Consider the following 25931-nt stretch of genomic DNA (forward strand, 5'->3'; position numbering starts at 1 on the left):
CGGTGCGGTGGCCGCAGGGTTTTCAGGGAACCGGGCGCAGGCCATCGAGGGCGACGGCGACCAGCCGGCCGATGGAGCTCGCAGGTCAGGCCAGCCGCTGGCGGTCGGTTTCGCTGCCCCCTGCGGTCAGCCGAGGGCTCCGAGGAGTTCGTTGCACGCCTGCTCGCAGGAACGGCAGACTTCGGCGCAGATGCGGCAGTGTTCGTGCATGTCGGCGTGGGTGGCGCATTCGTCGCCGCAGGCCTTGCAGACCATGGCGCAGGCCTTGAGGATCGCGCGGGTGATGTCGGCGTCGTAGCCGGTGTGCCGCGAGAGGACGGCGGCGGTGGCGATGCAGATGCCGGCGCAGTCCATGTCGGTGCGGATGCACTTGGCGAGGTCGCCGACCATGCCCTCGGACAGGCAGGCGTCCGCGCACGCGGTACCAGGTCTGGGCGCAGGCGATGCACGCCTCGATGCAGCGGGTGAGCTTGTCGCGGTCGACGTCGCCGAGGTCTTGCGGGTAGGTGGCGAGCATGTCCTTGACCATGGTCATCGCCATCGCCTCCTCGTCTTCCGGGAGGCCGGCCGGCCGGGCGGCCCCGCGTCTTCGGCCCCCGCTACCAGCCGGTCTCACCGCTGCGGCGTACGCAAACGGGCCGGGGCGCCCCTGTCTGGGGGTGCCCCGGCCCGTGATGCGGGCGGTGACGGGTGTCAGTGGTAGGCGTGGACGACGGCGTGGCCCTTGCCGCGGCCGATCATCCACTTGTTGACCGGGGTGGTGAGCAGGAAAGCGATGACGAAGCCGCCCAGCAGTGAGGTCCAGAACAGGGCCTCGTCGAGGTGGGCGTCCATCGCCCCCGGAACCAGGGCGATGATGCCGTTGTCGACGAGCTCCATCACCGCGATGGATACGGTGTCCGCGGCCAGCGCGACCTTGATCGCGGTCTTGAAGTCCAGCCCGGCGCGGCGCACGGCGAACAGCGTGAACGAGTAGCCGAAAACGAACGCCAGCACGATCGCCAGAACCATGGTCTCCACGTTGCCCCACATCAGGGCGGTGCCGATGGCCATACCGAGGATCTCGCCGATGGCGCATCCGGTCAGGCAGTGCAGGGTCGCCTTCGCCGCCGTCCCCCAGGAAGCGCCCTCGTGCCCGCCGTGGTGGCCCTCGTGCCCGGCGTGGCCCTGGTGGACTGTGTGGTTGTGAGCGGCACCGGCGTGGTGCGTGCTGTGGTCCATGGCCCTCATCCCCAATCCCGTCCAGTGTGGCCCGTTCCCGGCCCCCACACCACAGAACTATATACCCCCCAGGGGTATTCCGGGGAGATGGGGCGAGAGTGAAGTTGCACCCAGCCCGGACGGCAAGCCGCTGCCTCCGAAGGAGACGGCGCAGATGTTCCGCGCTTTTGCCCATGCTCTGGCCGCCGGCCGGCGGGGCAATGTCGGCGCGGCCTTCGTCACCGAACGCTTCGACGGGCTCGCCGCCGACTGGGACGCCACCGGCCGCGACGATTCCCTCCGCGACTTCTTCTGCGATCGCTGCGGCTTCGAGGGGTTGCTGCTTGGCGGACGCCTCTGCGAACACTGCACCCTCGCCGACATGCTCGCCCGCCTCCTCGACGACGGCACCGGCCGCGTCGCCCCGGCGTTCCTGCCGCTGGTCAAGGTCCTGCTGGAGATGGACCGGCCCAAGAGCCGGCTCATCTGGCTGCGCAACCCCAACGTCGTCCGCCTCCTGCGGGGCCTGGCCACCGGCAGCATCCCGCTCTCCTATGACGGGCTGCACCAGGAAACCCCCTGGCGGACCGTGACTCACCTGCGTGACCTGCTGATGGACAGTGCCGTCCTCCCGCGGGTCGACCGGCAGCTCCTGCTCTACCAGCGCCGGCTGACCGAACGGCTCGCCACCATCGAGGAACCCGGTCACCGTCAGCTTCTCCGCCACTTCGCCACCTGGCACCAGATGCGGCGCCTGCGGACGAAGGCGGAGAAGGGGCCGCTGGGACGATCCCAGACCAACCACACCAAGCAAGAAGTCACCCGGGCCGGCGCCTTCCTCGGATGGCTCGCCGACCGAGGACGCGTAATCGGGCAGTGTCAGCAGGCCGACATCGATGCCTGGCACACCGAAAGCCTGGCCACCCGCCTCCCCTCGCAGTCATTCCTGCGATGGTGCATCAAGACCGGCAGCGTGCCCCGCCTCACGCTCCCGCCCGCGGTTATCACCCAGGACCCGGAACCGTTGCACCAGCACCGCCGGCTCGCGATCCTCCGCCGGGTCCTCAACGACGATTCCCTGCCCCTGCGGGCCCGGATCGCCGCCGCGCTCGTTCTCCTCTAGGCGCAGCCCATCAGCCGTATCGTCCGCCTCACCATGGACGACGTCATCGACGACAGGTCCGCCCTCACCGTCCGGCTAGGGCGTGTGTCGAAAGTAGCGCCGTCTGCCCGGAGGGCAGGCCCGGCGGTGTCCGGTGCGTGCGATCGCAAGGCGGAGGGTCGCCCCGATACTGGTTGTATCGGGGTGATCCCGACAACGCGGCGAGCGTGCGTGCCGGGCGCCGCCGGGCAGGCGGGACTTTCGACACACGCCCTATGAGACCCTCCGTCCCCGCTACCGGAGCCCGTCGCCAACCTGATGCGGGCCTACATCCAATCCCGCCAGCACCTGCCCTACGCCAGCAGCAGGAGCTCAAAGTGGCTCTTCCCCGGCCGCCAGCCGGGCCGGCCCATGAACCCGGTCAGCCTCCAAGTCCACCTGCGCGAGATCGGCGTTCCTCCGCAGCGCGGCAGGGCCTCCGTGATCCGTCAGCTCGTCCTCCAAGCCCCGGCCCCCGTCATCGCGAAGGCACTCGGCTATCACGACAAGACCGCCACCCGCCCGGTCACCGAAGCCGGCGGGACCTGGAGCCGATACGCCCCAGGCGACCACCAGCGGTGAAGCGCTGCTCCTTACGCTGGGCCCGCTGAGCCGCGTTTGTCCTCAACATGGACGACGTGAAGCTCGGTGCCGTCCCGGTGGCGCTTGGAACGTCCGAATAGCCCGACAGCGATCTGCGACTGATCCTGAGGCTCATCGGGGCCAACATAGGTAAGGACGTCGTTGTGATGCCCGGTGACGACCCATCCCTCGACGTCCTTGGGGTCGATCACCCCAAAGTCTCCTGCCGAAGATCCGGCATGCGCCGGGCCGAACTTCTTCAGGAGGTCGGTTGCCTGTTCAGCAAGCTCCCCTTCCGGAGCGGTCAGCACGACACAAGTGCCATGCTCGAACAGCACCCACGACTTGTGAGGGTCGGCGAGAAGCTGCTGCCAGACGTCTATCAGTATCTCGGTGTCCACGCCGGTCATCATGCCGCAGAGCACCGACACAGGGTGACGATCGGCCTGCGGCTACGGCGAATACGCGACACCTGAACATGCGGGCTTACCAGTCCCGAGGCCGCAGAACCCCGTGGGTTTAGGGAAACTGAAGGCCCTTCAGCCGGAACCCGCGGGTCGGATTCTGTGCTCTGCTGGGATCGACCTCCGGGTTCGTGCCGACTCATGGTGCGGCGTCCTGGCTCGTGGGCGGCGCCACCTCGTAGAGATGCTCCTCAACCAGGCCCAGATGCTGATCACAGGCCAGGACGATCTCGTCCGCAAGGTTGAGGATGCGGATGGCGCCACCAGGGAACTGGACGGTGATGCCGACGGCGAAGTCGTAGGTGCGGTGCTGGTAGCGGATCTCCTGGACGGAGTGGATCCGCTGGCCGACGAACTGCGTCATGGGGAAGCCGGGCAGGTCGTCCTCGACCGTGGTGTGGCCGTACTCGTCCATGTCGTAGGGGCCGTGGGGCTGGTCGATTTGCGAACACCCGCATAGAGACGTTCCGCGCCCTGGCCGCTGGGGTGCCGACCGTGCGTGCGGACAAGCTTGTCGCGCGGCTGAAGGCAGGGGCACTCGCCGGCGCACACACCTGAATCGCGGAGAACAGCGCCGCCGACGGGATCGAGGAGGTGTTCGAAAACGGCTGGGATACGGGCCTCGCGCAGTCGCTACCGATGTACCGCGCCTGGCGGGCCAGGTCGCCACCCAATGCGGCCGCGCCACCACCCACCAGCCCTCCCTCACTCCGCGGCCCGGCATCGTAGCTCCGGCGGGAACCGCGAAGGTGCCAGCCTCAGCTCCGGTGCCCGATGCTCGGGAATTCCTGGAGGTGGCGCAGCGGTGTACGCGGGCTCTGGACAGTCCCCAGCACTTCCTGGACCCCGACGCGGCGGAGGGGATCGCGCTCGTGGCCCTGAGTACCGTATGGGGAGACGAGCGTGCCGGGTGCGCCCTGCGCCTTTAGGAGTTCGCTGAACGGCATCGCGGGTGCCTGGAGGGATGCTGCGTGGCTACGGGCGCCGCCCGTAGCCACGCTCGCGAGGACCCGGGGCGTCGGGAACCGCACGGTCGGCGAGACGGTCCGGGTGGCCGTGTTCCGTCAGTGGAGCTGGTGGTCGCTCCACAGTGAGCCGGTGTGCTGCCGGGTGGCGAACGGTGTCGCCCACTGGCCCGTGCCGCGGTGCAGGAGGAGGGCGGTCTGCGGGGATTCGGGGGCCGGGTTCGCGGCCACTTCCTCTCCTACGAGGTCGTTGCGGCCATCGCCGTCCACGTCGCCGACTGCGAGGATCTGCTGGTAGCGCTGCCAGCCGCCGCCGATGCGGGTGCGGGCGGCGAAGGTGCCGTCGCCCCTGCCGAGGTAGAGCCAGAGGACACCGTCCTTGTCTCGGGCGACGAGGTCGCCGGCGATGGCGCCCGCGAGGTTACCGGTGGCCGTGATCTGGTTGTAGAGCTGCCAGCCGCCGCCGATTTTCACGCGCGGCTTGAAGGGGGCCGTGATGCTGCCGGTGCCGCGGTAGAGCCACAGGACGCCAGAGCGGTCGGTGGCCAGGAGGTCGTTGCGTCCGTCGCCGGTCAGGTCGGAGCCGCCGGTGAGTTTGTCGTACACCTGCCAGCCCCCGCCGATCCGGGTGCGCGGCGCGAAGGGCGCCTTGTCGGTGCCCTTGCCCGCGTAGAACCAGAGCACGCCGGAGCGGTCGCGGGCGACGAGGTCGGCGTCGCGGGTGCCGGCGAGGTCCCCGGTGGGGGTGATGCGGTCGTAGATGTTCCAGCCGCCGCCGATCTGTGCCTCGTACGGCTGCTGGAAGGGCTTCAGGCTCCGCAGCTGCTGGAGGTCGTACGCGCCGAGGTGGCCGGACTCTGTGCGGGAGAGCACGTCCGGCGAGCCGTTGCCGTCGAAGTCGCGCGGGCGGGGCGCACGGGTCAGCGTGAAGGCCCCCTGGCGCTCGATGGCCGGGCCGATGCCGTTGGCAGGCTCGGCGCGCATCGTCCAGGTGTAGGCGCCGTTGTGGGCCGGCAGGCCGTCGTCGTACAGGCCGTTCCAGTCGAGCGGGAACGTGGTCGCTCCCTCGCCGGGCGTCTTGCCGGTGATCTTCACGGTCCGGCCGGAGGCCGTGTGCTTCAGCGTCAGCGAGGCCTTGGCGTTGGGCCGGCTGAGCGTCCAGCCGGCAGGCATCCTGCCGCCCGCGCGGTCGAAGTCGACGGTGCCGGTCGGCGGCAGGGTCTGCGTCAGGGCGGTGAGGGCGGTCGGCTGTCCGGAGGAGCGGATGAGGGTCGCGGTTGGTTTTCCGGTGGCGGCGTCCAGAGCGATCCGGTATAGGCCCTCGCCCTGGGCGAGGGTGCCGCCGACGGCGAGCAGGCCGCCGTCGGCGTCGGGGGCAAGGGATGTGGCGTGGTCCAGGATCGGGAACGTCGCGCCGGTCTTCGCCGAGCGGACGGTGACCTGGTGGAGGCCGTTGGGGGAGAGCGCGGTGCCGCCGCCCGGCTTGGTGTACGCGATCCAGTCGCCGAGAGTGTGGAGGACGGTGCCGGTCGCTGTGCCCGGGGAGTCCAGCGGCACCGGCCGGGTCTGGTTCGTGCCTCTGGGTGCGACGACCAGCCTCTTGTCCGCGGAGGAGGCGTTCTCCAGCCAGATCGCGTGGGTCGGGGTCACGGTGACGGACTCGACGGAGGTCGTGTACGCGAGGGCGTACGACTCGACAACCTCGCCGGTGGCCACGTCCACCACCCCGAGCCGGCGCGAGGCGGTGCCCGGCGAGCGGAGGATCACCGCGAAGGTGCCGGGGCCGGTGGCGTAGTCCCGCCAGGAGTCCCAGCCCTCCGGCAGGGGCACGGTCCGGGAGACGACCTCGCCGGCTTCCAGGGAGACCAGGTGGTGCCGGTCCACGCCGTCCACCCGGCCCGACATCACCAGCGTGGTGCCGACGACCTGCCGGAGCGCGTACCCGGCGGCCTGCGCGCCGAGCACGGAGGTGTCGATCACGACCGGCTTCACCGCCCCGCCCATGTCGGTGAGCGTGTACACCGCCCCGGCCCGGGAGACGACGAGGTCAGTGCCCGGGCTGCCCCACAAGGTCCCGGCGGGGAGCGTCGTCGTGACGCCGTCGGCATGCCGCGTCCACCGGTGGACGGTCCGGGTGCCCGTGCCCGTACGGGTGAGCATGCCGGTCCTGCCCGCGCTGACGATCTCCGAGCCGGCGGGAGCGGTCAGCGGCGGGGCCACCTCGGCGGGCGCGGGCGCGGGTGACTGCGGGGGTGCCGCGAACGCCGGGGCTGTCAGGCCGCCGCCCGTCACGGCAAGGACGAGAGCGACGGTGGTGGCGAGCGTACGGTTCAACGGAGTGTGCCTCCCTGGGAGTGGCGAGTGTGACGGAGTACGACATGCCACAGCGGCATGACTCGTGAGGCGCCAGGGGAGTTGTATTCCGGGTCGAAGAGCTTCGTAGTCTGTCAGGTCCGGGGTTTCTCCATCATCTGTACGACCGGCCGGTTCCCGTTGCGTGAGGGCGTTCGGAATCGACAGCTTCTTCAGAAGACACGAACGAGACCGTGGGTGTCATCGGCGGCCGCTTCGGCCCGGATGTGCAGGCGGCTGACGGGCGCCGGGGGCGTCCTTGTCAGCCCCCGGTGCTGGCGGTCAGCCGAAGTCGAGCATCTCCTGCGCGAAATCGGGCGGATCCTGAGCCGGGCGGGGCAGAGGCGGCGTGCCGTCCTGATGGGCGGCCGTCCAGCGTTTGACGAGATCGTCCTTCCAGCCCTTGGGCGGGGGCCAGGGAACGCCCCAGGCGGTGAGTTGGTCGCGCTTCCAGCCGCCAGCGGGCGTGCGGGCGGCCTCGATCTCCTCCGGTGAAGGCAGGACCGTCATCTGCTCGCTCCTCGTCGTCGGCACGGTGGCCCCAAGTGTTGCAGGACGAGCGTCGGCGGCAGGCCCGGCTTCGAGGAGGGCGCGGTACAGGAAGCGGTGCGGTCGAGCATGTACGTCAGGTCGTCGGCGGCCGCGGACAGCAGCTCCAACCGGCGCGGGTCGGTGTCCGCCTCGCGTCCGGCGGCAAAGGCGAGCAGCGGGACGGCTCGCTGGAGCGCGGCACGCCGGTCGGCGATCTGCTGGTCGCGGACGTCGGCGGCAGGCGCGGGGATGAGGGCGGGCGGGATGTCCATGGACGGTTCTCCTTGGTGGCCGGTCAGGTGATGCGGGCGATCAGCGCGGTGGCGTTGTCCGCGTACGGGTCCCCCTGCGCACAGGCGCGGCGGACGGCGTCGTCGACCAGGAACTCGGCGGCCTCGCGCGGATCGCCGGTGAGGTAGTCGCCCAGGTCGTGGTCGATATCCTCGTGGGGTTCGTAGGCGCCGTCGGAGGCCAGCAGCAGCCACCCCGGCCGGGCAGGTCTGATCATGTACTCGATCGCCGGGTGCCCCCAGTGCTGTTCGGTCTCCTCGTCGTCGTGGGTCCCGCCGAGGCAGGCGGTGATCAGGTTGCGGTCGCCGTGGCCGTCGTAGATGCGGCGGGCGCTGTGGTCCTCGCTCAACAGCCACAGGGTCCACGGAACCCGTCCAGCCGTCGTCCGGCATCGTCCCCGCTCAGCAGGGCAGCGTCGCCGTCGCCGAGATTCCAACGCCGTGCCGGTCCAGCCGGCGGGCTCCACGCTCGTCGTACAGCAGGCGGTCGGCGCGCCGACGTGTCCGCCGCGAGCCGACACATCGCTTTTGGCGGCCGTCGCCGTATCAGGCATCGGTGAAGGCCTGCTTCAAGGCGGCGGTGGCCCGTGTGATCGCCGACTGAGCGACGTAGGTGCTGCGCAGGGCGTTGAGTATCACGAAGTCGTGGATGATGCCCGCTGTGTCACCGGTGCCGCGCGTCCGGTCTGCTTCTCTCGTTCGGGGTGCTGTGGGCGCGCTCCTTCGGTCACGCGCCTCTTCCCCTGCGGTGGGACTGGCACCGGTCATCCCCTATGACATCACGGGTTCAATCTCAGTAAGGGTCAGGACGGCAGCGGCGTCGATCCTTCCAACCCGGTCAGCGTGTGACGACACGCTCTTTGATCGGGAACAGGACAGCCCTCAAGAAGGTGCGTGCTCAGCAGGTCCCCTGTAGCCGGTCAGGAGGCAGACCGGCGCCGTGCAGGTCCCGCTCCGAAATGTTCATCGGTGGAGAGTAAGTGGTCGACACGCTGAGCCGCCGTCCCCCACACAGGTATGCCTCCACCACACATAGGTAACTGTCCGCATTGGATCTAGTGCTCTGCGTTACGCGATCCGTACGGTCGTAGCGATGTCGACACCGCATCCCTGGAGGATCCGTGGCACGCTTCCGTACCCGCCTGACCCTGCTGTGCTCGGCCGCAGCACTCGCCGCCGGCGCTCTGGCCCCCGCCCAGTCCGCCGGCGCGGCTGAGGAGTATCAGTGGGTCGCCCTGGGTGACTCCTACACCGCCGGGGTCATCCGCGCCGCGGGTAACGTCTTCGAAGTCCCGCGCGACGGCTGCGAACGCACCGACCGGTCCTACCCGCAGGTCATCGACCGCGACCTCGGCGGCCTCTTCGAGCTGACCAACATCAGCTGCGGCGCCGCCACCATCGAGAACGTCACCGACGAGGCACAGGAGCCGATCGGACGTCACTTCCCGCCCTTCTCCGAAGACCCCGACCACCCCTTCCCCGCCGTGCCCCCGCAGTCCGAGGCCGTGGGCCCCGACACCGACGTCATCACCGTCGGCGCCGGCGGCAACACCCTCGGCTTCGCCGACTTCCTCACCCAGTGCGCGAAGCTGGGCGGCGAGAGCGACGGAAAGGGCACCCCGTGCAAGGACGCCCTGAGCGGAGGCGTGCCGGAGCGGCTGAAGAAGGTGCGCCGCGAGTACGACCGGATGCTCGAAGTGCTCCACAAGCGGGCCCCGCACGCCAGGATCCTGGCCGTCGGCTACCCCGCGGTCGTCCCCCAGGACGCCTCCAGCTGCACCTACGGCGACCTGACGCAGTTCGGCACCGTCACCCCGGGCGACCTGGACTGGCTGCGCGAGGACGTCCTGGAGCCCCTGAACAGGGCCATCAACAACTCCACCGGCACCCAGGACGCCGCCAGCTTCGTCGACCTCTACGACTCCTCACGCAACCACAGCGTCTGCGACGACTCCAAGTGGGTCGAAGGCTTCGTCACCCTCCCCGACCAGCTCTCCTTCGTCCACCCCAACGCCCTCGGCCACCGCAACGCCGCCGACCACGTCGAAGAAGCCATGCTGAACACCATCAGCTGAGACAGCTCACGCCACCGACCCCGGCGTTCTCGACCCACTGGCCTCCGGCAACAGCCGGAGGCCAGTTCTTCGTACAGCCCCTATACGCAAGCGGTTGTGGCCGGCGCGGCCTCCACGCAAGGGCCGCGTATCGCCGGGAGAGAGCCCATCAGCTCAAACGGGTCGCTCGTTCGAAGGCGAAGAAACATTTCCGCAGTTCAGCGCCGTGCGCAGCGCGGGACATGGCCACAGCGCCCCCCTTTTCTGCCCGGGGCCCTGCCGATTCCACTGGGAGGTGGCCGTCCATGGCCCTCATCATCGTCGTCGCCGTCCTGGCCCTGCTCGGCGGCCTGGCCGCCAACCGCTTCCTGCGGCCCCGTCTGCTGAGCGAGGACGACGACACCGGCATGGCCGTCAAGGACCTCGTCGGCCCCCTGCTCACCCTGACCGTGCTGCTGCTCGCCTTCGTCCTGGTCACCGCCAACGGCTCCTACGGCAAGGCCGAGGTCGCCTCCCGCGGCGAAGCCAAAGCCGTCGACCAGCTCGTCGAGGCCGCCGAATACGCCCCCGCCGCCCAGAAGGCCGAGATCCAGGCCGACGCCGTCTGCTACGCCCGCGCCGTGCGCACCCAGGAATGGCCCGCCATGGCCGACGGCAACGGCTCGACCGCCCCCAGCGTCTGGTCCACCGACATGCGCCGCGTCTTTCGCCAGGTCGAGGGCAAGCCGGTCTTCGGCATGCTGGTGGCCGCCGACAACAAGCGCTCCGAGGAACGCGAGGAACGCCTGACCCAGGCCACCGCCAGCATCCCCAGCGCCATCCTCTGGTTCCTGCTCGCCACCCTGGTCATCACCGTCATGGCCCTCGGCATCTGCCTGCCCAGGCGCAACAACCGCGGCCAGATCATCACCCTCGTGGTCATCACCGCCCTGCTGACCACCACGCTGTGCATCATCCGCGACGTCGACCGCCCCTTCGGCGGCATCATCAACATCGAACCCACCGCCATCACCGAAATCGAACGCCAGGCCACCCGCGACTACCTCGCCAACCACCAGACCGGCGACCTGCCCTGCGACGACCAGGGCAACCGCAAGAACGCCTGACACGCGCCGTCCTCACCACCCGGACGCCGAGACGGCCCGCACCAATCCGGTGCGGGCCGTTTCAGCCTCCGAGAACCCGCCGGAAAGGAGGAAACCGGCAGGCCCTTGTTGCTCAGAGCGCCCCCATACGTTCAACACCCCGCCGGTGGCAGGCGCAGGGCGAGGAGGGCGATGTCGTCGGTGTGGTCGGCGGCAAGGCCGGTGAGCAGTTCGTCGCACATCTCCTCAAGGGGCTGGCGGGCCAGGGCAGCGGCGTGCTGGCGCAGGCGGGTCAGGCCGTGGTCGAGGGTCTCGCCGCGGCGTTCGATCAGGCCGTCGGTGTAGAACAGGAGGGTGCTGCCCGGTTCGAGGATGGTGGTGGCGTCGGGCCTGGAGGGCAGGGTGGTGATGCCGAGCATGAGGCTGCGGCCCTCGTCGAGGAAGCGGGTGTCGCCCTCGGGGCTGATCACCAGGGGTGAGGGGTGGCCGGCCTGGGCGTAGTGCAACTGCCGTGTGCCGTCGTCGGTGGTTTCCAGGACGGCGTAGGTGCAGGTGGCGGTGGCGTTGGTGTAGAGGGTCTGCTGGGCCAGGTCGAGGCGGCGCAGGATGTGGCCGGGGGGTTCCTGGCGGTCGCAGGCGATGCCTCGGAGCATGTTGCGAAGCTGGCTCATGCGGACGGCGGCGCGCAGGTCGTGTCCGGTGACATCGCCGATGATCAGGGCGAGGTGCCCGTTGGGCAGGGTGAAGCTGTCGTACCAGTCGCCGCCGACCTCGGCGGTGGTGGAGGAAGGCGCGTAGCGGGCCGCGAGCTGGATTTCGCCGGTGTCGGGGAGGGTGGGCAGCAGAGAGCGCTGGAGGCGTTCGGCGATGTGTTGGGTCTCGGCGTGCAGATGGGCGTTGTCCAGCGAGAGGGCGATGCGGTGGGCCAGGTCGTCCGCGAGGGCGAGGTCGTCGGGGGTGTAGGGGTCGCGGTCGCCGGTGCAGGCCAGGGTCATCACGCCCAGGACCTGGCGGCGGGCCCGCAGCGGCGCGACGATCGCGCTGGTCGTGCCCAGCCGGTCGAACAGCTCCAGGTGCCGGGCTTGTCTTCGATCCTCGCTCATGGCCTTGAGATCGGCCGGGGTCAGCAGGAGGGGTCCGGCACCGCGCAGGACCCGTGCCACCGGATCACCGGCGTCCGACGGCATCGCCGGGAGCACGCCGAGCACTCCCGCGGCGGGCAGGGTCTCGGGCTCGCGGTGGGTCGCACAGGCCCGCCGCATCTTCCGGGACGGTTCGACGAGGTCGATCACGCACCAGTCGGCCAGCGCCGGCACCGCGATCCGGCACACCCGGGCCATCGCCTTGTCCGCGTCCAGCGTGCTCGACAACGCCGTCGACACCTCCGCCAGCAGCGTCAGCCGGTCCAGCCCCTGCCGCAGCACCTCATCCACATCGAACTCGTCCATCACCAGCACGTTCCCCGAACCGGCCGCATCCACCACCCCGCCTTGTCGGTATTCACCCGGTGTCGGGAAGGCTCGGCCGGGGCCACCACGGACGTTCCCGGCCGGTCTTCTACGCCAGAGTGGGGGTATCGGTCAGGGCCAGGCGGGCGGTGATGCACTTGCCGACCGGCTCCTGCTCGACGAACAGTGCCCCGGTGGCGGCTTTGACGATCTCCATGCCGTGCTGCCCGATCCGGCCCGGATCAGGCGCCCTGGGGGTGGGGAGGGCGGGGTCGCTGTCCCACACCACGGCATCCACCACCTCGGCAGTGGCGCGCAGCTCCATCAGGACCGGCCCGGGGGCGTATTTGAGGACGTTGGTGACCCGTTCGCTCACGACGAGCGCGGTGAGGTCCTTGGCGCGGTCCGAGACCGTCAGGTGGTGCTCGGCGCGGGCCTTGTTCAGGAAGGCGGTGTCGTGGTGGCGGGCGTCTGCGATGCAGCGAGCGTCGCCGTCGAAGGCGTAGCCGGCGTGTATCAGGTACCCGTCCGGCAGAGGCCGGGCAGCATTCTCGCCCTCACTGTCATCAGGGGGTTGCACTGGGTCTGGCCTCGCCTTCGTTGCCACCCGCCCGGCGTGGTTACCCGCCCGTCTGATCCCTACGCGATACGGGCTGACCGGGGTGGTCGTGCGGGTGTGGGCGGCATGTGTGGTGGGGCAGAATCGTCGGCGCACGCTCTCGTCCCGGGACAAGCGTAAGTGCTGATCGAGGAGACGATGAGCGGCCACGAACAAGTTGACCTGTCGAGCCGCCTGTCCGCGACGCACCGCACGGTCGACGGCGTCCGCGTCGTCACCCTGCACGGCGAGATCGACCACACCGGCAAGGACATCTGGGCGACGCCCTGCTGCCCGGCGAGGGAACAGCCCCGCGGGTCGTGGCGGACATGAGCGGAGCGAGCTTCATGGACTCCAGCGGCATCGACGTCCTCATCTCCGCCCACCAGCACCTGAAGGACCCGCACGGTCGGCTGAGCATCGTCGCCCCCAGGAAGCCGTCCTGCGTGTGCTGGTCCTGATCGGCGTCGACGCCGTCACTCCCTGCCGCCCCGCCCTGGAAGACGCCCTGAACGCCTGACACGAACCCCGGCGCGGTCACGACGGGGCGGCTGCCCTGGAAAGATCCGGGCAGCCGCTCTCTTGTTGTGCCGGGCGGTTCAGGCGGGGTGAGGACAGGGCACAGGCGGTACCGACAGGGCCCGGCTTCGGTTCGGCCTCGTCCTGTATCGGTCTGTTCAAAGCCGGCGGACGGGGCCGGTATCTTCGGCTGTCTTGCCCTTGGCGGTTCCGGTCTTCTTTGTGATCAGTGAGGGGTCAGAGAGCGAGTGCCTCTTCGACGGTTGCGCGGAGGGTGAACAACTCATCGAGGCCGGTAACGCGGAAGATCCGCAGCAGCTCTTTCTCCAGGCCCGCGAGAACCAGCGGTGCTCCGGCCGCCTCGCTGCGCTGGTAGAGGCCGATGAGCACGGTCAGGCCGGTGGAGTCGCAGTACATCAGCCCGCTCAGGTCGACCACCAGTGTGGTGCCGGGTGTCAGGTGAACGCCCTCGAGTACTTCGGTGAGGTGAGGCGAGGTGTGCTGATCGAGTTCTCCCCCTACCTTCACCACGTCGGCGCCGGAGGGGTGAGCGTGGCGGGCCACGGTCAAAAGGGAAGCGGTCACCTGTTCCTCCAGGGCGAGCAGTACGGGCGGTACAAGCCTCTCGGCGCGTTGGACGCAGTGCCATCGCGGTCTCTCGTCCCGAGCAGCAGATCTCCTTGGCAAAGGGAGCGGTCAAGCCTTGACGAGAGGACTGTCCGCGTCAGCGGTCTGCCTGTCCCGGTCAGGAAAACACGCCCTTCGGTTCATGCTTCGGAGCGGACGATGTTCCGGCTTGGTCTTTCCCGCAGACAGGTGCTCTCGCCCGACTTGAGGCAGGTGTGTGCAGTGGTCAGTCGCCGAGGGAGTGCTGCACGTTTTCCCGGCAGTCGATGACGGTGTCGACGCCGACGATCTGCAGGGTGCGCATGACCGCGCCGTGGGGTGCGGCCAGGCGCAGCCAGCCGTCGGCCCCGGCGAGGGCGCTGTGGGCGGTGATGAGGATGTTGATGCCGCTGGAGTCCATGAAGGTCACCTGCTGCATGTCTGCCACTACGCGGGAAGGGGCGTCGGCACGGACGTCCAGTGCCTGACGGAGAAGATCGCCGGTGTGGTGGTCGATCTCTCCGGAGAGCGTCACTACGCGGATGCCTTCGATGGTGGTGGTCACGACCGACAGCCTGTCGTCCTGTCCGGCCTGCTCGGTGCCGGCTGTCTGTGCCTGTGCCTGTGCCTCTGCCATGCGGGTGATATTGGCATACCTGGACCTTCATCCGGCGTTCTGGCCGCTGCGGAACGGAGGACGCACGGATGTGATGTGGCTCATGCGTATGCGTAGCATCAGACGAGCTGGTACGGGCAGACGTTCGAGGGTTTGTGAAGGGAACGCTGAAGGCGGTATGGCGGGATCGATGTCCGAGGCTGAAGACAGCGCCGAGCCGTATGAGCATGTCCCCGGGGTGACGACAGCCCTGGATCTGGACGGGGACGGCTCCCGCATCGCCCAGGCCCGTCACCTCACCGCCGGCTTCCTCGTGAAGGCGCGGGCCGAACACGGGCTGTCCATCTCGCAGCGGGGGGTGGAGCTCGCGCAGCTCGCAGTCAGTGAGCTGGTCACCAACGTCCACAAGTACGCGCCGGGTCCGGCACTGATGAGCCTGCGCATCGTGGGGGACGCGGTGGAGATCGTGGTGCGGGACTCCGAGCCGTCTCTGCCGGTGCCCCGTGGCGCCGATGCGGCGCGCGCGGGCCAGCACGGCCTGGAGATCGTCAAGATCATCGCTCGCTTCTTCGAGATGCGGCAAGAACCGGCCGGCAAGAGCGTCACCGTCCGTATAGCCCTCACCGACGACGCGGACGACACCCTCACCGGGTCTTGCCCGTAACGCGCCGGTCGGCTCCCCCAGGATCCGTATCCTGCTGCGGGCTTCGCTCCCGCTGCGGTGTTCTGGCTCCTGCGGCAGGGGGACGTCGTACGACTTCGAGTCGAGTTTATTGTTGCCACAGGACAAGTGTTCCGGTCCTGTGGGCGTTCTTCGGGAGTGAGTGTGACGAGGTCGGGTGGCAGCGGCTCGTTGCCGAACGGGAGAGGTCCCGGCAGGCTGACTGCGCTGCGGGAGACGGGGCTGACGGCTGCGGCGGATGCGGGGATGGACCGGTTCGCGCGTCTGGTGACCGAGCTGGTCGGCGTTCCGGTGGCGCTGGTGTCGCTGGTGGAGCGCGAGCGGCAGGTGTTCCCGGGCATGGTGGGTCTGGGCGAGCCGTGGGCGCAGGCGCGGCAGACACCGCTGACCCACTCGCTGTGTCAGCACGTCGTGGCCTCGGGAGAGCCGCTGGTGCTGGCCGATGCCCGTGAGGAACCGCTGACCTGCGGCAGCCTGGCCATCCCTGATCTGGGGGTGGTCGGCTACGCGGGGATGCCGCTGGTCGACATGGACGGTCACGTGCTGGGGTCGCTGTGCGCGATCGACACTCGGCCCCGGCAGTGGAGTGCACGCGAGCTCGGCCTGCTCGAAGACCTGGCGGCCGCGTGCAGCGCGGAGCTGCGGCTGCGGATCGTCTCCAAGCAGCGCGAGCGCGCCCTTGCCGACATGGAAGGGGCCCGGATCCGGGCAGGTGAGGCCGCCGCCCGCTACCGCACTGCGCTGGACCGCTCGCAGCTCCTGCTCAAGGCGGCGGGAACGCTGGCCGACACCACCGGGCTCGCCGACGTCCGCCAACAGGTGCGTGATCTGATCAGCAGCGACCTCAAACCCGTCTACGTCGGCCTGGTGCTCGCCGAGGACAGGGGCAGGCTGCGACGCCTGGTCGATTCCACGGGCGCCGCTCCCATGGAACGCGCCTATGAGAACTACGGTCTCGACGCCGCCTGGCCGACCGCGCGAGCCGCCCGCGAAAACCGGACGATCAAAGTGGACGGCCTGGAGGAACTGCGGCGGGACTACGCCCCGGAAGCGGCGGAGGTGTTCACCAGCCTGGGGCTGCGCAGCGCGGTGTGTGTGCCGCTGCCGGGCACGGTCATCCCGCTGGGCACCCTGGTCCTGGGCTGGGACCACCACCACGAGATCGACGTCCTGGAGCAGACCGTGCTCACCGTCCTGGCCGGCTACACCGCCCGGGCCGTGGAACGGGCCCTGTTCGTGGACAACCGCGTCAAAGCCGCCCGGCAGATGCAGGAGGCGCTGCTCACCACGCTCCCCGAGGTTCCCGGTCTGGAGCTGGCGGCCCTGTACCGGCCGGCCGCTTCCGACGATCTGGTGGGGGGCGACTGGTACGACGCCTATGAGCTCCCCGCCGCCGGAGTCGGGGGGAACTCCGTCTCCGGCGGAGTCCTGGCCGTCTCCGTCGGCGACATCACCGGCCACGACATGAAGGCCGCCACCCTTATGGGGCAGGTCCGCAACATGCTGCGCCAGGCCGACCTCGACCACGCCGACCACGGTCCCGCCCGGGCCGTCAGCGCCTTCGAGCACGCCAACACCCACCTCGGCCTCGGCGCCAGCGGCACCCTCGTCCACGCCCATCTGTCCCCCCGCCCCGAAGCGGACGACGGCTTTTGGGAACTGACCTGGACCAACGCCGGACACCTGCCTCCTCTCCTCGCCCTCCCCGACGGCACCGTGGAACGCCTCGACCAGCACGGCATCATGCTCTTCCCCGGTCTGAACTGCGGAGAACGGACCGAGCACCACCGCCTGCTGGCGCCGGGCAGCCTGCTGCTGCTGTACACAGACGGCCTGGTAGAGCACCCCGGCGTCGACCTGTTCGCACACGTCGACGCGGCTGCCCGCCTGCTGGCCGAAGGCACCGAGCTGCCCCTGGAGCAGTTGCTGAAGACCCTCACAGGCCGTCTCGTCGGAGACGACGCCCAGGACGACATGGCCCTCCTCGCCCTGCGCATCCCCCCGGCGGCAGCCGGAGAGAGCACTGCCACCACGCACCGGCCATGACGACGTCTGCTGTCGCCGCGAAACCAAAACCCTCGGCCGGCAGCCTGCGGCTGCACACCGCCGCCGGCGCCCGGCTGTCCTTCTGACCCGTCATGGCCGGTTCGGCGGGGGCGGGAGCCCGGTGCCGGGCAGAGGCGACGAGGCGACGAGGCGAGTGAAGACGACGAGGTTCTCGGTGCGGTCCTTCGCCATGCGGGTGTAGGTGCCCACGCAGGTGATCGGCCGGACCAGGACACCGGGTATGCCGTCGTGAAAGCGTTCGTCGGGGAAGACGCTCTCGTGGAAGTTCTCCACCAGGTCCACGGGTGAACGGCGGAGCTCTCTCTGTCGTACCCGGCCTGCGCGTCAGGGAAGCAGCAGATCAGAGAAGGCTGCAGAAGTCCTTGCCGGCCAAAGAGGCGCGTCTCGGGCCTTCCCGGTTCACGGCGTACCTCGAGGCCGGGTACCCAGGTGATCTGCCGGCCTTCGTCGGGGACTTGGGGCCGGGGCGGGCCGGGAGCGGGCGAGGAGGCCTCGCTCCCGGCGTGAACACCGGTCAGCGCTGGTTGAGGGGGAGGGCGATGTCGACGACCTGGCGGGCCGTCGGGAAGGCGCCGACGAGGGTGGCCTTCCCGGTGAGGAGGTCGACCTCGTAGAAGCGCTGCTTGTTTTCGGTGTTCAGGGCCGCGAAGCCGTGGTTGGTGCCGTCGGAGGCCTTGTAGTGGATGTCGAAACCGGCCGAGGGACCGGCGTTCACACCGAGGCCGCCGGTCGGCGCGAGGGTGCCGGCGTTGGCAGGCGACTGCAGCGAGACGCGATCGTTGGCGGTGTCGACGTCGAACAGCGTGGTCGCGGTCGCCGCGTCGAGGTCGTTGTTGGTGTACGCCGCTCCGGTCACGCCCATCGCGGTGGACGGGGGCGTGGTGGGGTTGGTGAGCGTGCCGTCGGCGGTGGTCGTCTTCGGAGCGGCCGGGTCGTCGATGTTGTGGCGCAGGTTCTGACCGGTGTCGCTGACGACCCGCAGACGGTTGGCGGCCGGATTGAAGTCCACTCCGAAGTACCGGCCCTGGAGGGCGACGGTCAGCTGCGAGACCTTCACCGCCGCGGCCTTGTCGCTGAGGGTGTAGATGCCGCCCTTGTCACCGACGCCGTAGAGCTTGCCGTTCTGGACACGGAAGTCGATCCCGACGATCCTGCCGTCGCCCTTCAGGCCGCTGACCTTGCCCAGCGACCAGGTGTCGGCCGGGTCGTGGACGCCGAAGCCGACCAGGCGCTGGTCGGAGGTCAGCCCGACGCCGATCAGGTCGTGGTGCGCGGCCCGGCCCCGCGGTCCGAACGGATCGCCGCCGGCCTTCGCCGACGCCAGGACAGGGGTGATCAGGGAGGCGGCCACCGCAGCGGCGGCGACAGCGGTCGCGGCGAGTCGAATGCGCACGAGAAAAACTCCGATCGGTCGGCGGCCCGCCTCCTTCGAGGCCGGTCCGCACGTCCTTCGGTGCTGCTGCCTGCTCAGGATCGGTACCGAGGCCCCGAACCACTCGAATAGCCCGCAACAGTGTTTTTAATAGATCGATCTGCATGGTGACCGGCCAGTGAAGAGGGTGGCTCTCCCGCTCGGGTGTCTACTTCGAACGGGTGTGGCCGTCCTGCGGGGCAATCCGTTTCCGGACCGGCCACGAATGCACCCTGTCGACGGCCCGGGAACCGGGGAAACCGTCGGCGACCTGTCACCGTGGCCAACCGGTCACCGGTGACGCCTGGGCGGCGGTACGAAGGCTCAGGAGCAGAAGCGTGTGGGCCGGCGCACCGGTGTCTTGTGGCGCGGGGCCTTGGTGCCTGTGCCGGGCGGGTGCCGGCACCGGTCGGCGACGGGTGCCGGGCGCTCGATCGGCCAGGACCGCGAGGCCGTCGTGGAAGCGGGGTGATCGGGCGCAGTCCGAAGAGGTCTCCCAAGAAGTGATGATCGAATTGTGGCGACGGGCCGCCCGCTACCGGCGCGACGCCGGGAGCGTCAGCACGTGGGCCGCGACGATCGCCCACCGACGTGCTGTGGATCGGGTGCGTTCCGCGCAGGCGACCGCCGAGCGCGACCAGGTCCGGGCCGCCCGTGAACATTCTCCTGCCTTCGACGAGGTCGCCGAGCGGGTCGAAACCCGGCTGGAAAGCGAACAGGTCCGGCGCTGTCTGCGCGGTCTGACCGAGATCCAGCGCCAAGCCGTGACCCTGGCCTACTACCAAGGCCTGACTTACCGTGAAGTCGCCGAAGTCCTGCATGCTCCGCTTCCCACCATCAAAACACGCATGCGCGACGGGCTCATCAAGCTCCGCGACTGCATGGGGGTGACCACGTGAAACAGCCCCACCACGACGTTCATGGCCTCGCAGCCGCCCATGCCCTTGACGCGGTGGCCCCGCTGGAACGCCAGGCGTTCGACGAGCATCTCAGGGCCTGCGCCGAGTGCAAACATGAGGTCGCCGAGTTCCAGGCCACGGCAGCACGTCTGGCAGCAGCCGCGTCCCAGGCGCCGCGCCCAGCGATGAAACAGCGGACGATGTCCGCGATCGACGGGGTACGCCAGCTGCCGCCACGGCTCACCGCGGGCACGTCGAGGGAAGGCAGGGACGGTGGTCTGCAGCGCAGGGGACTGTTCTTCGCCCCGGCCGCCCGTGTGGCCGGGGTCGTGGCACTGTTCGGCCGGGCCCTCTGGCAGCAACAGGAGAACGAGGACCTCCGGCAGCTGGCTCGTCGGACCGCACAACACCTCGGTGACCTCAGTACCGTTCTGACGGCCCCCGACGCACGGACGACCTACGGAGAGACCAGCAACGGCGCTCTCACCGCGGTCACCTCTTCCAACCGGCAGAAGAAGACCGTGTTCACCGCCGCCGGTCTGCCCGTGCCCGCTCCCGGCAAGACCTACCAGCTGTGGCTGAGCCACGACGGCACCATGCGGCCGGCCGGATTCATCCACAACGACGGCACCGTCCTCATCGACGGCGACACCACCGGTGCGAAAGCAGTCGGACTCACCGTCGAACCAGTCGGCGGATCACCCCGGCCCACCACCACCCCGCTGCTCCTGATGTCCCTCTCCACCTGACCCGCCGACGCGGCCGTGCGGCCTGCCCCGCGGGCGGCCCACTGCGGTCTTTTCCGGGTCATCACCCAATCCGTCCGCCCGGCGGTTGCGAAGTACGGGGGAATCGTGCCGCGGTCGCGGCGTGTCGGGTGGCGGGAGAGTCGTGTGGGGCAACGCAAGGTGGCAGTGGTCGGCGCCGGGGTGGCGGGGCTGACCGCCGCCCATCTTCTCTCTTCCGCCCGCGAGGTGACCCTGTACGAGGCGGACGGACGTCTCGGCGGCCACGCCCACACCCGGGAACTGGCCGGGCCCGGGGGCAGGTCGGTATTCGTGGACTCCGGTTTCATCGTCCACAACGAGCGCACCTACCCGACCCTGCTGCGCCTCTTCGACGAGCTGGGCGTTGCCACACAGGACGCCGAGATGAGCATGTCGGTGCGGTGCGACGGCTGCGCGCTGGAGTACGCGGGCGCCCGCGGACCCGCCGGCCTGTTCGCCTCGCGCGGCGCCCTGCGCGGCCGTTACCTGCGACTCCTCGCCGAGGTCCCCTTCTTCCACCGCGCGGCCCGGCGCCTGCTGGCCCGAGGGGGAGATCCGGGCGTCACGTTCGGGGACTTCCTGCACGACCACGGTTTCTCCCCCTATTTCGTCGGCCACTTCGCGCTCCCGCTGGTGTCGGCGGTGTGGTCCTGCCCGGCCCGCACCGCCCTCGTCTACCCGGCCACGTACCTCTTCGCTTTCCTCGACCACCACGGTCTGCTGTCCGTCACCGGGTCCCCGCGGTGGAGGACGGTCACCGGTGGATCGGCCGCCTACGTGGCCGCCGCCGCCAAGAACATCCAGCGCGTCCTCACCGGCAGCCCCGTCGAGACCGTCCGGCGGACCGGCCGCGGCGCGCTCGTCACCACCCGGGACGGTGTCGCCGAGGCGTACGACGCCGTCGTCATTGCGACCCACCCCGACCAGGCGCTGCGGATGCTCGCCGACCCGACCCCCGACGAACGGCGGGTGCTCGGCGCCTTCCCGTACTCCCGCAACCCCACCGTGCTGCACACCGACACCTCCGTCCTGCCCCGCTCGCCGCGCGCCCGGGCGTCCTGGAACTATCGCCTGACCGGTTGCGACCCCTCCACCGACCCGGTGCGGGTCAGCTACGACATGCGGCGCCTGCAGCGGCTGCCGGCCGGGGCCGAGTACGTCGTCACCCTCGGCGGCGACGACCTCGTCGCCCCGGACCGGGTGGTGGAGCGCATGGTGTACGAACACCCCGTCTACACACCGGCCTCGGTCGCGGCGCAGAGGGAACTCCCGGGGCTCAACACCGGAGTGACCGCGTACGCGGGCGCGTGGCACGGCTGGGGGTTCCACGAGGACGGCTGCCGTTCCGGCGTGCTCGCCGCCCTGTCCCTGGGAGTGCGGTGGTGACCGGCGCCGTTCCGGCGACGCCCGCGCTGTACGAGTGCGTGGTCGCCCACGCGCGCACCGCGCCGCTACGTCACTCCTTCCGGCACCGCACATACCTGTGGTGCGTGGACCTCGACGCGCTGCCGGTGCTGCCCGCCCCGGTCCGGCCGCTGGCCCGGTTCGACGCCCGTGACCACTTCACGGGCCGTGCCGGTTCGATCCGGGCGGGTCTCGACGCCTACCTGGCCGAGCACGGCGTCGACCTGGGCGGAGGGCGCGTCGTGATGCTCGCGCACGCGCGGGTGCTCGGCTTCGTCTTCAACCCGCTGAGCGTGTACTGGTGCCACGACGCCTCCGGCGCCCTGGTGTGCGTGGTGGCCGAGGTCCACAACACGTACAGGCAGCGACACTGTTACCTGCTCCGCCCCGACGGCGAGGGCACCGCCGAAGCGGACAAGACCTTCTACGTCTCCCCGTTCTTCGGCGTCGGGGGACGCTACCGGATGTGTCTGCCGCCGCCCGGCGAGGAGCTGCGGCTGGCGGTGGAGCTGCGGACCGGGGACGGCCGTCCGTTCACCGCGACCGTACGGGGGCGCCGCCGCTCCGCCACCGTCGCCGCCCTGCTGGGGTGCGCGGTGCGCAGGCCGTGGTCGACCGCCGCCGTGTGGGCCGGGATCCGTCAGCACGGCATCCGCCTGTGGCTGCGCGGTCTGCCCGTCCAGCCCCGCCCGGCGGACGGCCCGCCCTCCCGGGCCGTGTGCCCCCTCCCCTCCGTGCAGTCCCCGGCTCCTTCGCACGCTCCGTTCCCCCCGCACGCCACGCAGAAAGACACATTCCTTTGAACCGTCCCTCCCCGGTCTCCCCAGGTCGCACCCGAGTTCCGGAGCGTGCTGCCTTCGTGCCGGCCCAGCCCCGCCCAGCCGCGACCGTTCGCGTCACTGAACTCACCGACGCCGTCGACGCCGGACGCTGGCCGGACGTGGCCCGGCTGCCGAAGGCGCGGCCCGGCAGGACGGCCCTCGCCCGCCATCTAGTGCGGAGGGCGCTGAAGGAACTGTCGCTCCTCGCGCCCGACGTCGTCGTGGACTCCGACGCGCCGTCCCCGCCCCGGCTGACGCTGCACGACCCGGACGCCTTCTACCGCAGAATCGGCAGCGACGGCCTTATCGGTTTCGGCGAGTCCTACATGGCCGGAGAGTGGGACAGCGACGACCTGCCCGGGGTCCTGACCCGCCTCGCCGCGCACGTCGACGACCTCGTGCCCGCCCCGCTGCGCCGGCTGCGGTCCCTGTGGGTGGCGTCCCGGCCGGCCGCCGACCTCAACACCCCCGACGGGGCGCGGCAGAACGTCCACCGCCACTACGACCTGTCGAACGAGCTGTTCGCCACCTTCCTCGACCCGTCCCTCACCTACTCCTCCGCGCTGTTCCCCGCTTTCCCCGCCCGCTTCGCGTCCCTGACGGACGCCCAGCACCGCAAGATCGACCGGCTCCTGGACCTCGCCCGGGTCGGCGCAGACACGCGGCTCCTGGAGATCGGCACCGGCTGGGGCGAACTCGCCCTGCGCGCCGCGGCCCGGGGCGCGCGGGTCACCACCCTCACCCTCTCCCACGAGCAGGCGAATCTCGCACGCGCGCGCGTACGGGCGGCCGGCCTGGCCGACCGGATCGACGTCCGGCTGTGCGACTACCGCGACGCCGAGGGCCACTACGACGCCGTCGTCAGCGTCGAGATGATCGAGGCCGTCGGGGCCGAGTACTGGCCCTCCTACTTCCGAACCCTGCACGACGCGCTCGCCCCCGGCGGCAGGATCGCCCTCCAGTCCATCACCATGGGCCACCGGCAGATGCTGCACACCGCCGCCACCCACACCTGGATCAGCAAGTACGTCTTCCCCGGCGGACTGATCCCCTCCCGCGAGGCCCTCGACGAGCACTCCGCCGCCGCCGGGCTGCGCACCGTCGCCGACAACGGTTACGGCCCGCACTACGCGGAGACCCTGCGCCTGTGGCGGGAGCGGTTCACCGCCCGGCGGGACGACGTCGCCGCCCTCGGCTTCGACGCCGTCTTCCGACGCATGTGGGAGCTGTACCTCGCCTATTCCGAGGCCGGCTTCCGCTCCGGCTACCTCGATGTCCGCCAGATCCTCCTGACCGAAGGGACCCCCCGATGAGGCCCGCCGCCGACCGTCTCGCCGAACTGCTCGGCCACTTCGTCGCCGGTCCGCTCCCGGTACGGCTGCGCGCCTGGGACGGCAGCACGGCCGGCCCCGCCGACGCGCCCCTCGTCTCGCTCCGCTCCCCCGCCGCCCTGCGCCGTCTGCTGTGGCAGCCGGGCGAGCTGGGCCTGGCGGAGGCGTACGTCACCGGGGACCTCGACGTCGAGGGGGACCTGGCCTCGGCCCTGTCCCGGGCCGGCCGTGCCGTCCGCGACCAGGGGACCGCCCGGCCGGGCCCGGCCGGTCTGGCGGCGGTCGGCGCCCTGGCCGTGGGCCTGGGCGCGGCCGGGCCGCCGCCGCGCCGCCCCGGTGGTCGCGCCCGGCTCGGCGGACGTCTGCACACCACGGGCCGCGACCGGGCCGCGATCAGCCACCACTACGACCTGTCCAACGACTTCTACGCCCTGCTGCTCGACGAGTCGATGGCCTACTCGTGCGGGTACTGGACCCGGCCCGACGACCCCTCCTACGGTCTGGCCGACGCCCAGCGGGACAAATCGGAGTTGATCTGCCGCAAGCTCGGCCTGCGCGCCGGGGACCGGCTGCTGGACGTCGGCTGTGGCTGGGGCTCGCTCGCCGCGCACGCGGCCCGCGAGCACAAGGTCCGCGTCACCGCCGTCACCCTCTCCCGGGCCCAGCGGGACTTCGTCGTCGACCGGTGCGTGCGCGAGGGCGTGGCCGATCTCGTGGATGTCGAGCTCGGGCACTGGCGCCACATCGACGCGGCGGGCTTCGACGCGGCGTCCACCGTCGAGATGGGCGAGCACGTCGGCGACGCCGAGTACCCGGAGTTCGCGGCGAAGCTGCGCGGCGCGCTGCGCCCCGGCGGCCGGCTGTTCGTCCAGCAGATGTCCCGGGGCGCGAACGCGCCGGGCGGGGGACCGTTCATCGAGACCTACATCGCCCCCGACATGCACATGCGTCCCGTCGGCAGGACCGTGGACGTGCTGGAGTCCGCTGGTTTCGAGGCCCGGCACGTCGAGTCCGTCCGCGAGCACTACGTGCGGACCATCGACGCCTGGCGCGACCGGCTCGAATCCGAGTGGCCCCGGTTCGAGGCGCTCGTCGGTACGACGACCTGCCGCGTCTGGCGCCTCTACCTGGTCGGCGCCTCGCTCGCGTTCTCGGAGCGGCGCATGGGCGTCGACCAGGTCCTCGCCGTCCGGCCCACCCGTGAGGGCGCTTCGGGCGTGTCGTCCGTCCCCGCCGCCTGGTACGGGCCGGGCGGCCGGCCGTGAGCCCGCCCGACTGGGGCGCGCTCGTCCCCTGCCTCCTCGCCACGGCCGCCGCGGCGGGAGCGGTCCTGCTCGTCACGTTCGCCCTCGCCGTGCGCCTGGGCCTGCACCGCATCGTGGACATCGCCTGGGGCCTCGCCTTCTGCTCCGTCGCCGTCGTCTCCTTCGTCCTGTCCGACGGGCACGGCGACGACGGGCGGCGGCTGCTGGTCACCTCGGCCACCGTCGTCTGGGGGTTGCGGCTCTCGCTGCACATCGCCCACCGGTCCCGGGGCCACGACGAGGACCCCCGCTACACGGAACTCCTCGACAAGGCGTCCGGGAACCGCACCTGGTACGCGCTGCGCACCGTGTACCTGGCACAGGCGGGTCTCGTCTGGCTGATCTCGCTGCCCGTTCAGCTGGCCGCCCACAGCCCCTCGCCGCTGGGACCGCTTGACGCCGTCGCCGTGACCGTGTGGGCGGCCGGGCTGGTCTTCGAGGCCGTCGGAGACCGTCAACTGGCCCGGTTCAAGGCCGACCCCGCGAACCGCGGCCGTGTCATGGACCGGGGGCTGTGGGCCTGGACCCGTCATCCGAACTACTTCGGCGACGCGCTCGTCTGGTGGGGCCTGTACCTCCTGGCCTGCACCACCTGGCAGACGGCCCTGGCCGGGCTCGTCTCCCCGGTCGTCATGAATCTGCTCCTGACCGTCGGCAGCGGCAAACGCCTGTTGGAAAAGCGCATGGCCGACCGCCCCGGTTACGCTGCTTACGCCGCCCGGACCAGTGGTTTCCTCCCCCAGCCACCACGCCGGACCTCCAAGCGGAACGGGGGATGACCATCACCACCGACC

The 25931-nt window shown here is 70.5% G+C and carries 27 protein-coding genes and 2 pseudogenes; 15 read left to right on the forward strand and 14 right to left on the reverse strand.

The genetic code is table 11. The features are described 5' to 3' along the window. Positions 1–126 precede the first annotated feature (126 nt). Positions 127–535, reverse strand: a pseudogene (locus ACIQKA_RS29365) (four-helix bundle copper-binding protein). Positions 536–693: 158 nt separating this feature from the next. Next, positions 694–1221, reverse strand: a complete 528-nt coding sequence (locus tag ACIQKA_RS29370; RefSeq protein ID WP_383159968.1) for a DUF4396 domain-containing protein — start codon at positions 1219–1221, stop codon at positions 694–696. Between the two features lie 154 nt (positions 1222–1375). Here ACIQKA_RS29370 and ACIQKA_RS29375 point away from each other — a divergent pair, with 154 nt between their 5' ends. Both ACIQKA_RS29375 and ACIQKA_RS29380 read left to right on the forward strand, forming a co-directional pair. Further along, the gene (locus tag ACIQKA_RS29375; protein ID WP_402542907.1) at positions 1376–2323 is read left to right on the forward strand and encodes a hypothetical protein; all 948 of its coding nucleotides are present in this window, start codon (positions 1376–1378) and stop codon (positions 2321–2323) included. A 390-nt stretch (positions 2324–2713) separates the two neighbouring features. Then, positions 2714–2923 carry a hypothetical protein gene (locus ACIQKA_RS29380; RefSeq protein WP_383446479.1) on the forward strand — a complete coding sequence of 70 codons (210 nt, stop codon included), beginning with the start codon at positions 2714–2716 and terminating at the stop codon, positions 2921–2923. Positions 2924–2934: 11 nt separating this feature from the next. Here ACIQKA_RS29380 and ACIQKA_RS29385 read toward each other — a convergent pair whose 3' ends face one another. The 6 genes from ACIQKA_RS29385 to ACIQKA_RS29410 all read right to left on the reverse strand — a co-directional run bounded on the left by ACIQKA_RS29385 (position 2935) and on the right by ACIQKA_RS29410 (position 7875). After that, the gene (locus tag ACIQKA_RS29385) at positions 2935–3336 is read right to left on the reverse strand and encodes a hypothetical protein (RefSeq protein WP_383152175.1); all 402 of its coding nucleotides are present in this window, start codon (positions 3334–3336) and stop codon (positions 2935–2937) included. Positions 3337–3526: 190 nt separating this feature from the next. Further along, entirely contained in the window at positions 3527–3802 is a 276-nt protein-coding gene (locus tag ACIQKA_RS29390; RefSeq protein WP_402542908.1) for a hypothetical protein, read from the reverse strand. A 649-nt stretch (positions 3803–4451) separates the two neighbouring features. Next, positions 4452–6686, reverse strand: a complete 2235-nt coding sequence (locus ACIQKA_RS29395; protein ID WP_402542909.1) for an FG-GAP-like repeat-containing protein — start codon at positions 6684–6686, stop codon at positions 4452–4454. A gap of 300 nt (positions 6687–6986) precedes the next feature. Then, a complete protein-coding gene (locus ACIQKA_RS29400; RefSeq protein ID WP_402542910.1) occupies positions 6987–7214 on the reverse strand; it encodes a hypothetical protein in 228 nt (75 codons plus the stop codon). Then, on the reverse strand, positions 7211–7507 hold the full coding sequence (locus ACIQKA_RS29405; RefSeq protein ID WP_383446407.1) for a hypothetical protein: 297 nt from the start codon (positions 7505–7507) through the stop codon (positions 7211–7213). Before ACIQKA_RS29405 ends, ACIQKA_RS29400 begins: the two co-directional genes overlap by 4 nt. Positions 7508–7530: 23 nt before the next feature. After that, the gene (locus ACIQKA_RS29410; RefSeq protein WP_402542911.1) at positions 7531–7875 is read right to left on the reverse strand and encodes a hypothetical protein; all 345 of its coding nucleotides are present in this window, start codon (positions 7873–7875) and stop codon (positions 7531–7533) included. 771 nt (positions 7876–8646) lie between these two features. Between ACIQKA_RS29410 and ACIQKA_RS29415 the strand changes: the two genes are divergently transcribed. Next, the gene (locus ACIQKA_RS29415; protein WP_402542912.1) at positions 8647–9600 is read left to right on the forward strand and encodes an SGNH/GDSL hydrolase family protein; all 954 of its coding nucleotides are present in this window, start codon (positions 8647–8649) and stop codon (positions 9598–9600) included. Positions 9601–9884: 284 nt separating this feature from the next. Next, positions 9885–10685 (forward strand): hypothetical protein, encoded by an 801-nt coding sequence (locus ACIQKA_RS29420; protein WP_383152119.1) that lies wholly within the window; start codon positions 9885–9887, stop codon positions 10683–10685. Between the two features lie 131 nt (positions 10686–10816). Here the strand turns inward: ACIQKA_RS29420 and ACIQKA_RS29425 are convergent, their stop codons facing one another. Together ACIQKA_RS29425 and ACIQKA_RS29430 are read right to left on the reverse strand one after the other, a co-directional pair. After that, complete coding sequence (locus tag ACIQKA_RS29425; protein ID WP_402542913.1) at positions 10817–12112, reverse strand: PP2C family protein-serine/threonine phosphatase; 1296 nt, start codon at positions 12110–12112, stop codon at positions 10817–10819. A 109-nt stretch (positions 12113–12221) separates the two neighbouring features. Further along, the gene (locus tag ACIQKA_RS29430; protein ID WP_402542914.1) at positions 12222–12692 is read right to left on the reverse strand and encodes an ATP-binding protein; all 471 of its coding nucleotides are present in this window, start codon (positions 12690–12692) and stop codon (positions 12222–12224) included. Between the two features lie 177 nt (positions 12693–12869). On the opposite strand from ACIQKA_RS29430, the gene ACIQKA_RS29435 reads away from it, so the two are divergent. Both ACIQKA_RS29435 and ACIQKA_RS29440 read left to right on the forward strand, forming a co-directional pair. Further along, a complete protein-coding gene (locus ACIQKA_RS29435; protein WP_402542915.1) occupies positions 12870–13043 on the forward strand; it encodes a hypothetical protein in 174 nt (57 codons plus the stop codon). Continuing rightward, positions 13040–13171, forward strand: coding sequence for an STAS domain-containing protein (locus ACIQKA_RS29440; RefSeq protein WP_383446384.1), 132 nt, complete (start codon positions 13040–13042; stop codon positions 13169–13171). Before ACIQKA_RS29435 ends, ACIQKA_RS29440 begins: the two co-directional genes overlap by 4 nt. A 295-nt stretch (positions 13172–13466) precedes the next feature. Here the strand turns inward: ACIQKA_RS29440 and ACIQKA_RS29445 are convergent, their stop codons facing one another. Continuing rightward, entirely contained in the window at positions 13467–13814 is a 348-nt protein-coding gene (locus ACIQKA_RS29445; protein ID WP_383432121.1) for an STAS domain-containing protein, read from the reverse strand. Between the two features lie 268 nt (positions 13815–14082). Next, positions 14083–14472 carry an STAS domain-containing protein gene (locus ACIQKA_RS29450; protein ID WP_402542916.1) on the reverse strand — a complete coding sequence of 130 codons (390 nt, stop codon included), beginning with the start codon at positions 14470–14472 and terminating at the stop codon, positions 14083–14085. A 169-nt stretch (positions 14473–14641) separates the two neighbouring features. On the opposite strand from ACIQKA_RS29450, the gene ACIQKA_RS29455 reads away from it, so the two are divergent. Further along, entirely contained in the window at positions 14642–15115 is a 474-nt protein-coding gene (locus ACIQKA_RS29455; protein ID WP_402542917.1) for an ATP-binding protein, read from the forward strand. 264 nt (positions 15116–15379) lie between these two features. After that, entirely contained in the window at positions 15380–17179 is a 1800-nt protein-coding gene (locus tag ACIQKA_RS29460) for a GAF domain-containing SpoIIE family protein phosphatase (RefSeq protein WP_402542918.1), read from the forward strand. 90 nt (positions 17180–17269) lie between these two features. On the opposite strand, the gene ACIQKA_RS29465 is transcribed toward ACIQKA_RS29460, so the two are convergent. Both ACIQKA_RS29465 and ACIQKA_RS29470 read right to left on the reverse strand, forming a co-directional pair. Next, positions 17270–17482, reverse strand: coding sequence for a hypothetical protein (locus ACIQKA_RS29465; protein WP_402542919.1), 213 nt, complete (start codon positions 17480–17482; stop codon positions 17270–17272). A gap of 232 nt (positions 17483–17714) precedes the next feature. After that, entirely contained in the window at positions 17715–18593 is an 879-nt protein-coding gene (locus ACIQKA_RS29470) for a DUF4394 domain-containing protein (RefSeq protein ID WP_391096913.1), read from the reverse strand. Positions 18594–19081: 488 nt separating this feature from the next. Between ACIQKA_RS29470 and ACIQKA_RS29475 the strand changes: the two are divergent. The 7 genes and pseudogenes from ACIQKA_RS29475 to ACIQKA_RS29505 all read left to right on the forward strand — a co-directional run. Then, positions 19082–19510 (forward strand): annotated as a pseudogene (locus tag ACIQKA_RS29475) (sigma-70 family RNA polymerase sigma factor); the annotation flags it as partial. A gap of 200 nt (positions 19511–19710) precedes the next feature. After that, positions 19711–20259, forward strand: a complete 549-nt coding sequence (locus ACIQKA_RS29480) for an anti-sigma factor (RefSeq protein WP_402542920.1) — start codon at positions 19711–19713, stop codon at positions 20257–20259. 144 nt (positions 20260–20403) lie between these two features. Continuing rightward, positions 20404–21663, forward strand: coding sequence for an NAD(P)/FAD-dependent oxidoreductase (locus tag ACIQKA_RS29485; RefSeq protein ID WP_383432109.1), 1260 nt, complete (start codon positions 20404–20406; stop codon positions 21661–21663). Continuing rightward, positions 21660–22484: a DUF1365 domain-containing protein gene (locus ACIQKA_RS29490; protein ID WP_402542921.1), complete on the forward strand. Its 825-nt coding sequence runs from the start codon at positions 21660–21662 to the stop codon at positions 22482–22484. Before ACIQKA_RS29485 ends, ACIQKA_RS29490 begins: the two co-directional genes overlap by 4 nt. Continuing rightward, a complete protein-coding gene (locus ACIQKA_RS29495) occupies positions 22481–23815 on the forward strand; it encodes a class I SAM-dependent methyltransferase (RefSeq protein ID WP_402542922.1) in 1335 nt (444 codons plus the stop codon). Before ACIQKA_RS29490 ends, ACIQKA_RS29495 begins: the two co-directional genes overlap by 4 nt. Further along, positions 23812–25098, forward strand: a complete 1287-nt coding sequence (locus ACIQKA_RS29500) for a class I SAM-dependent methyltransferase (protein ID WP_402542923.1) — start codon at positions 23812–23814, stop codon at positions 25096–25098. The genes ACIQKA_RS29495 and ACIQKA_RS29500 overlap by 4 nt, the downstream gene beginning before the upstream one ends. Continuing rightward, positions 25095–25916, forward strand: a complete 822-nt coding sequence (locus tag ACIQKA_RS29505) for a DUF1295 domain-containing protein (RefSeq protein ID WP_390112942.1) — start codon at positions 25095–25097, stop codon at positions 25914–25916. Before ACIQKA_RS29500 ends, ACIQKA_RS29505 begins: the two co-directional genes overlap by 4 nt. The last annotated feature ends 15 nt before the right edge of the window (positions 25917–25931 follow it).

The organism is Streptomyces sp. NPDC092045 (assembly GCF_044756005.1).
Classification (GTDB): Bacteria; Actinomycetota; Actinomycetes; order Streptomycetales; family Streptomycetaceae; genus Streptomyces.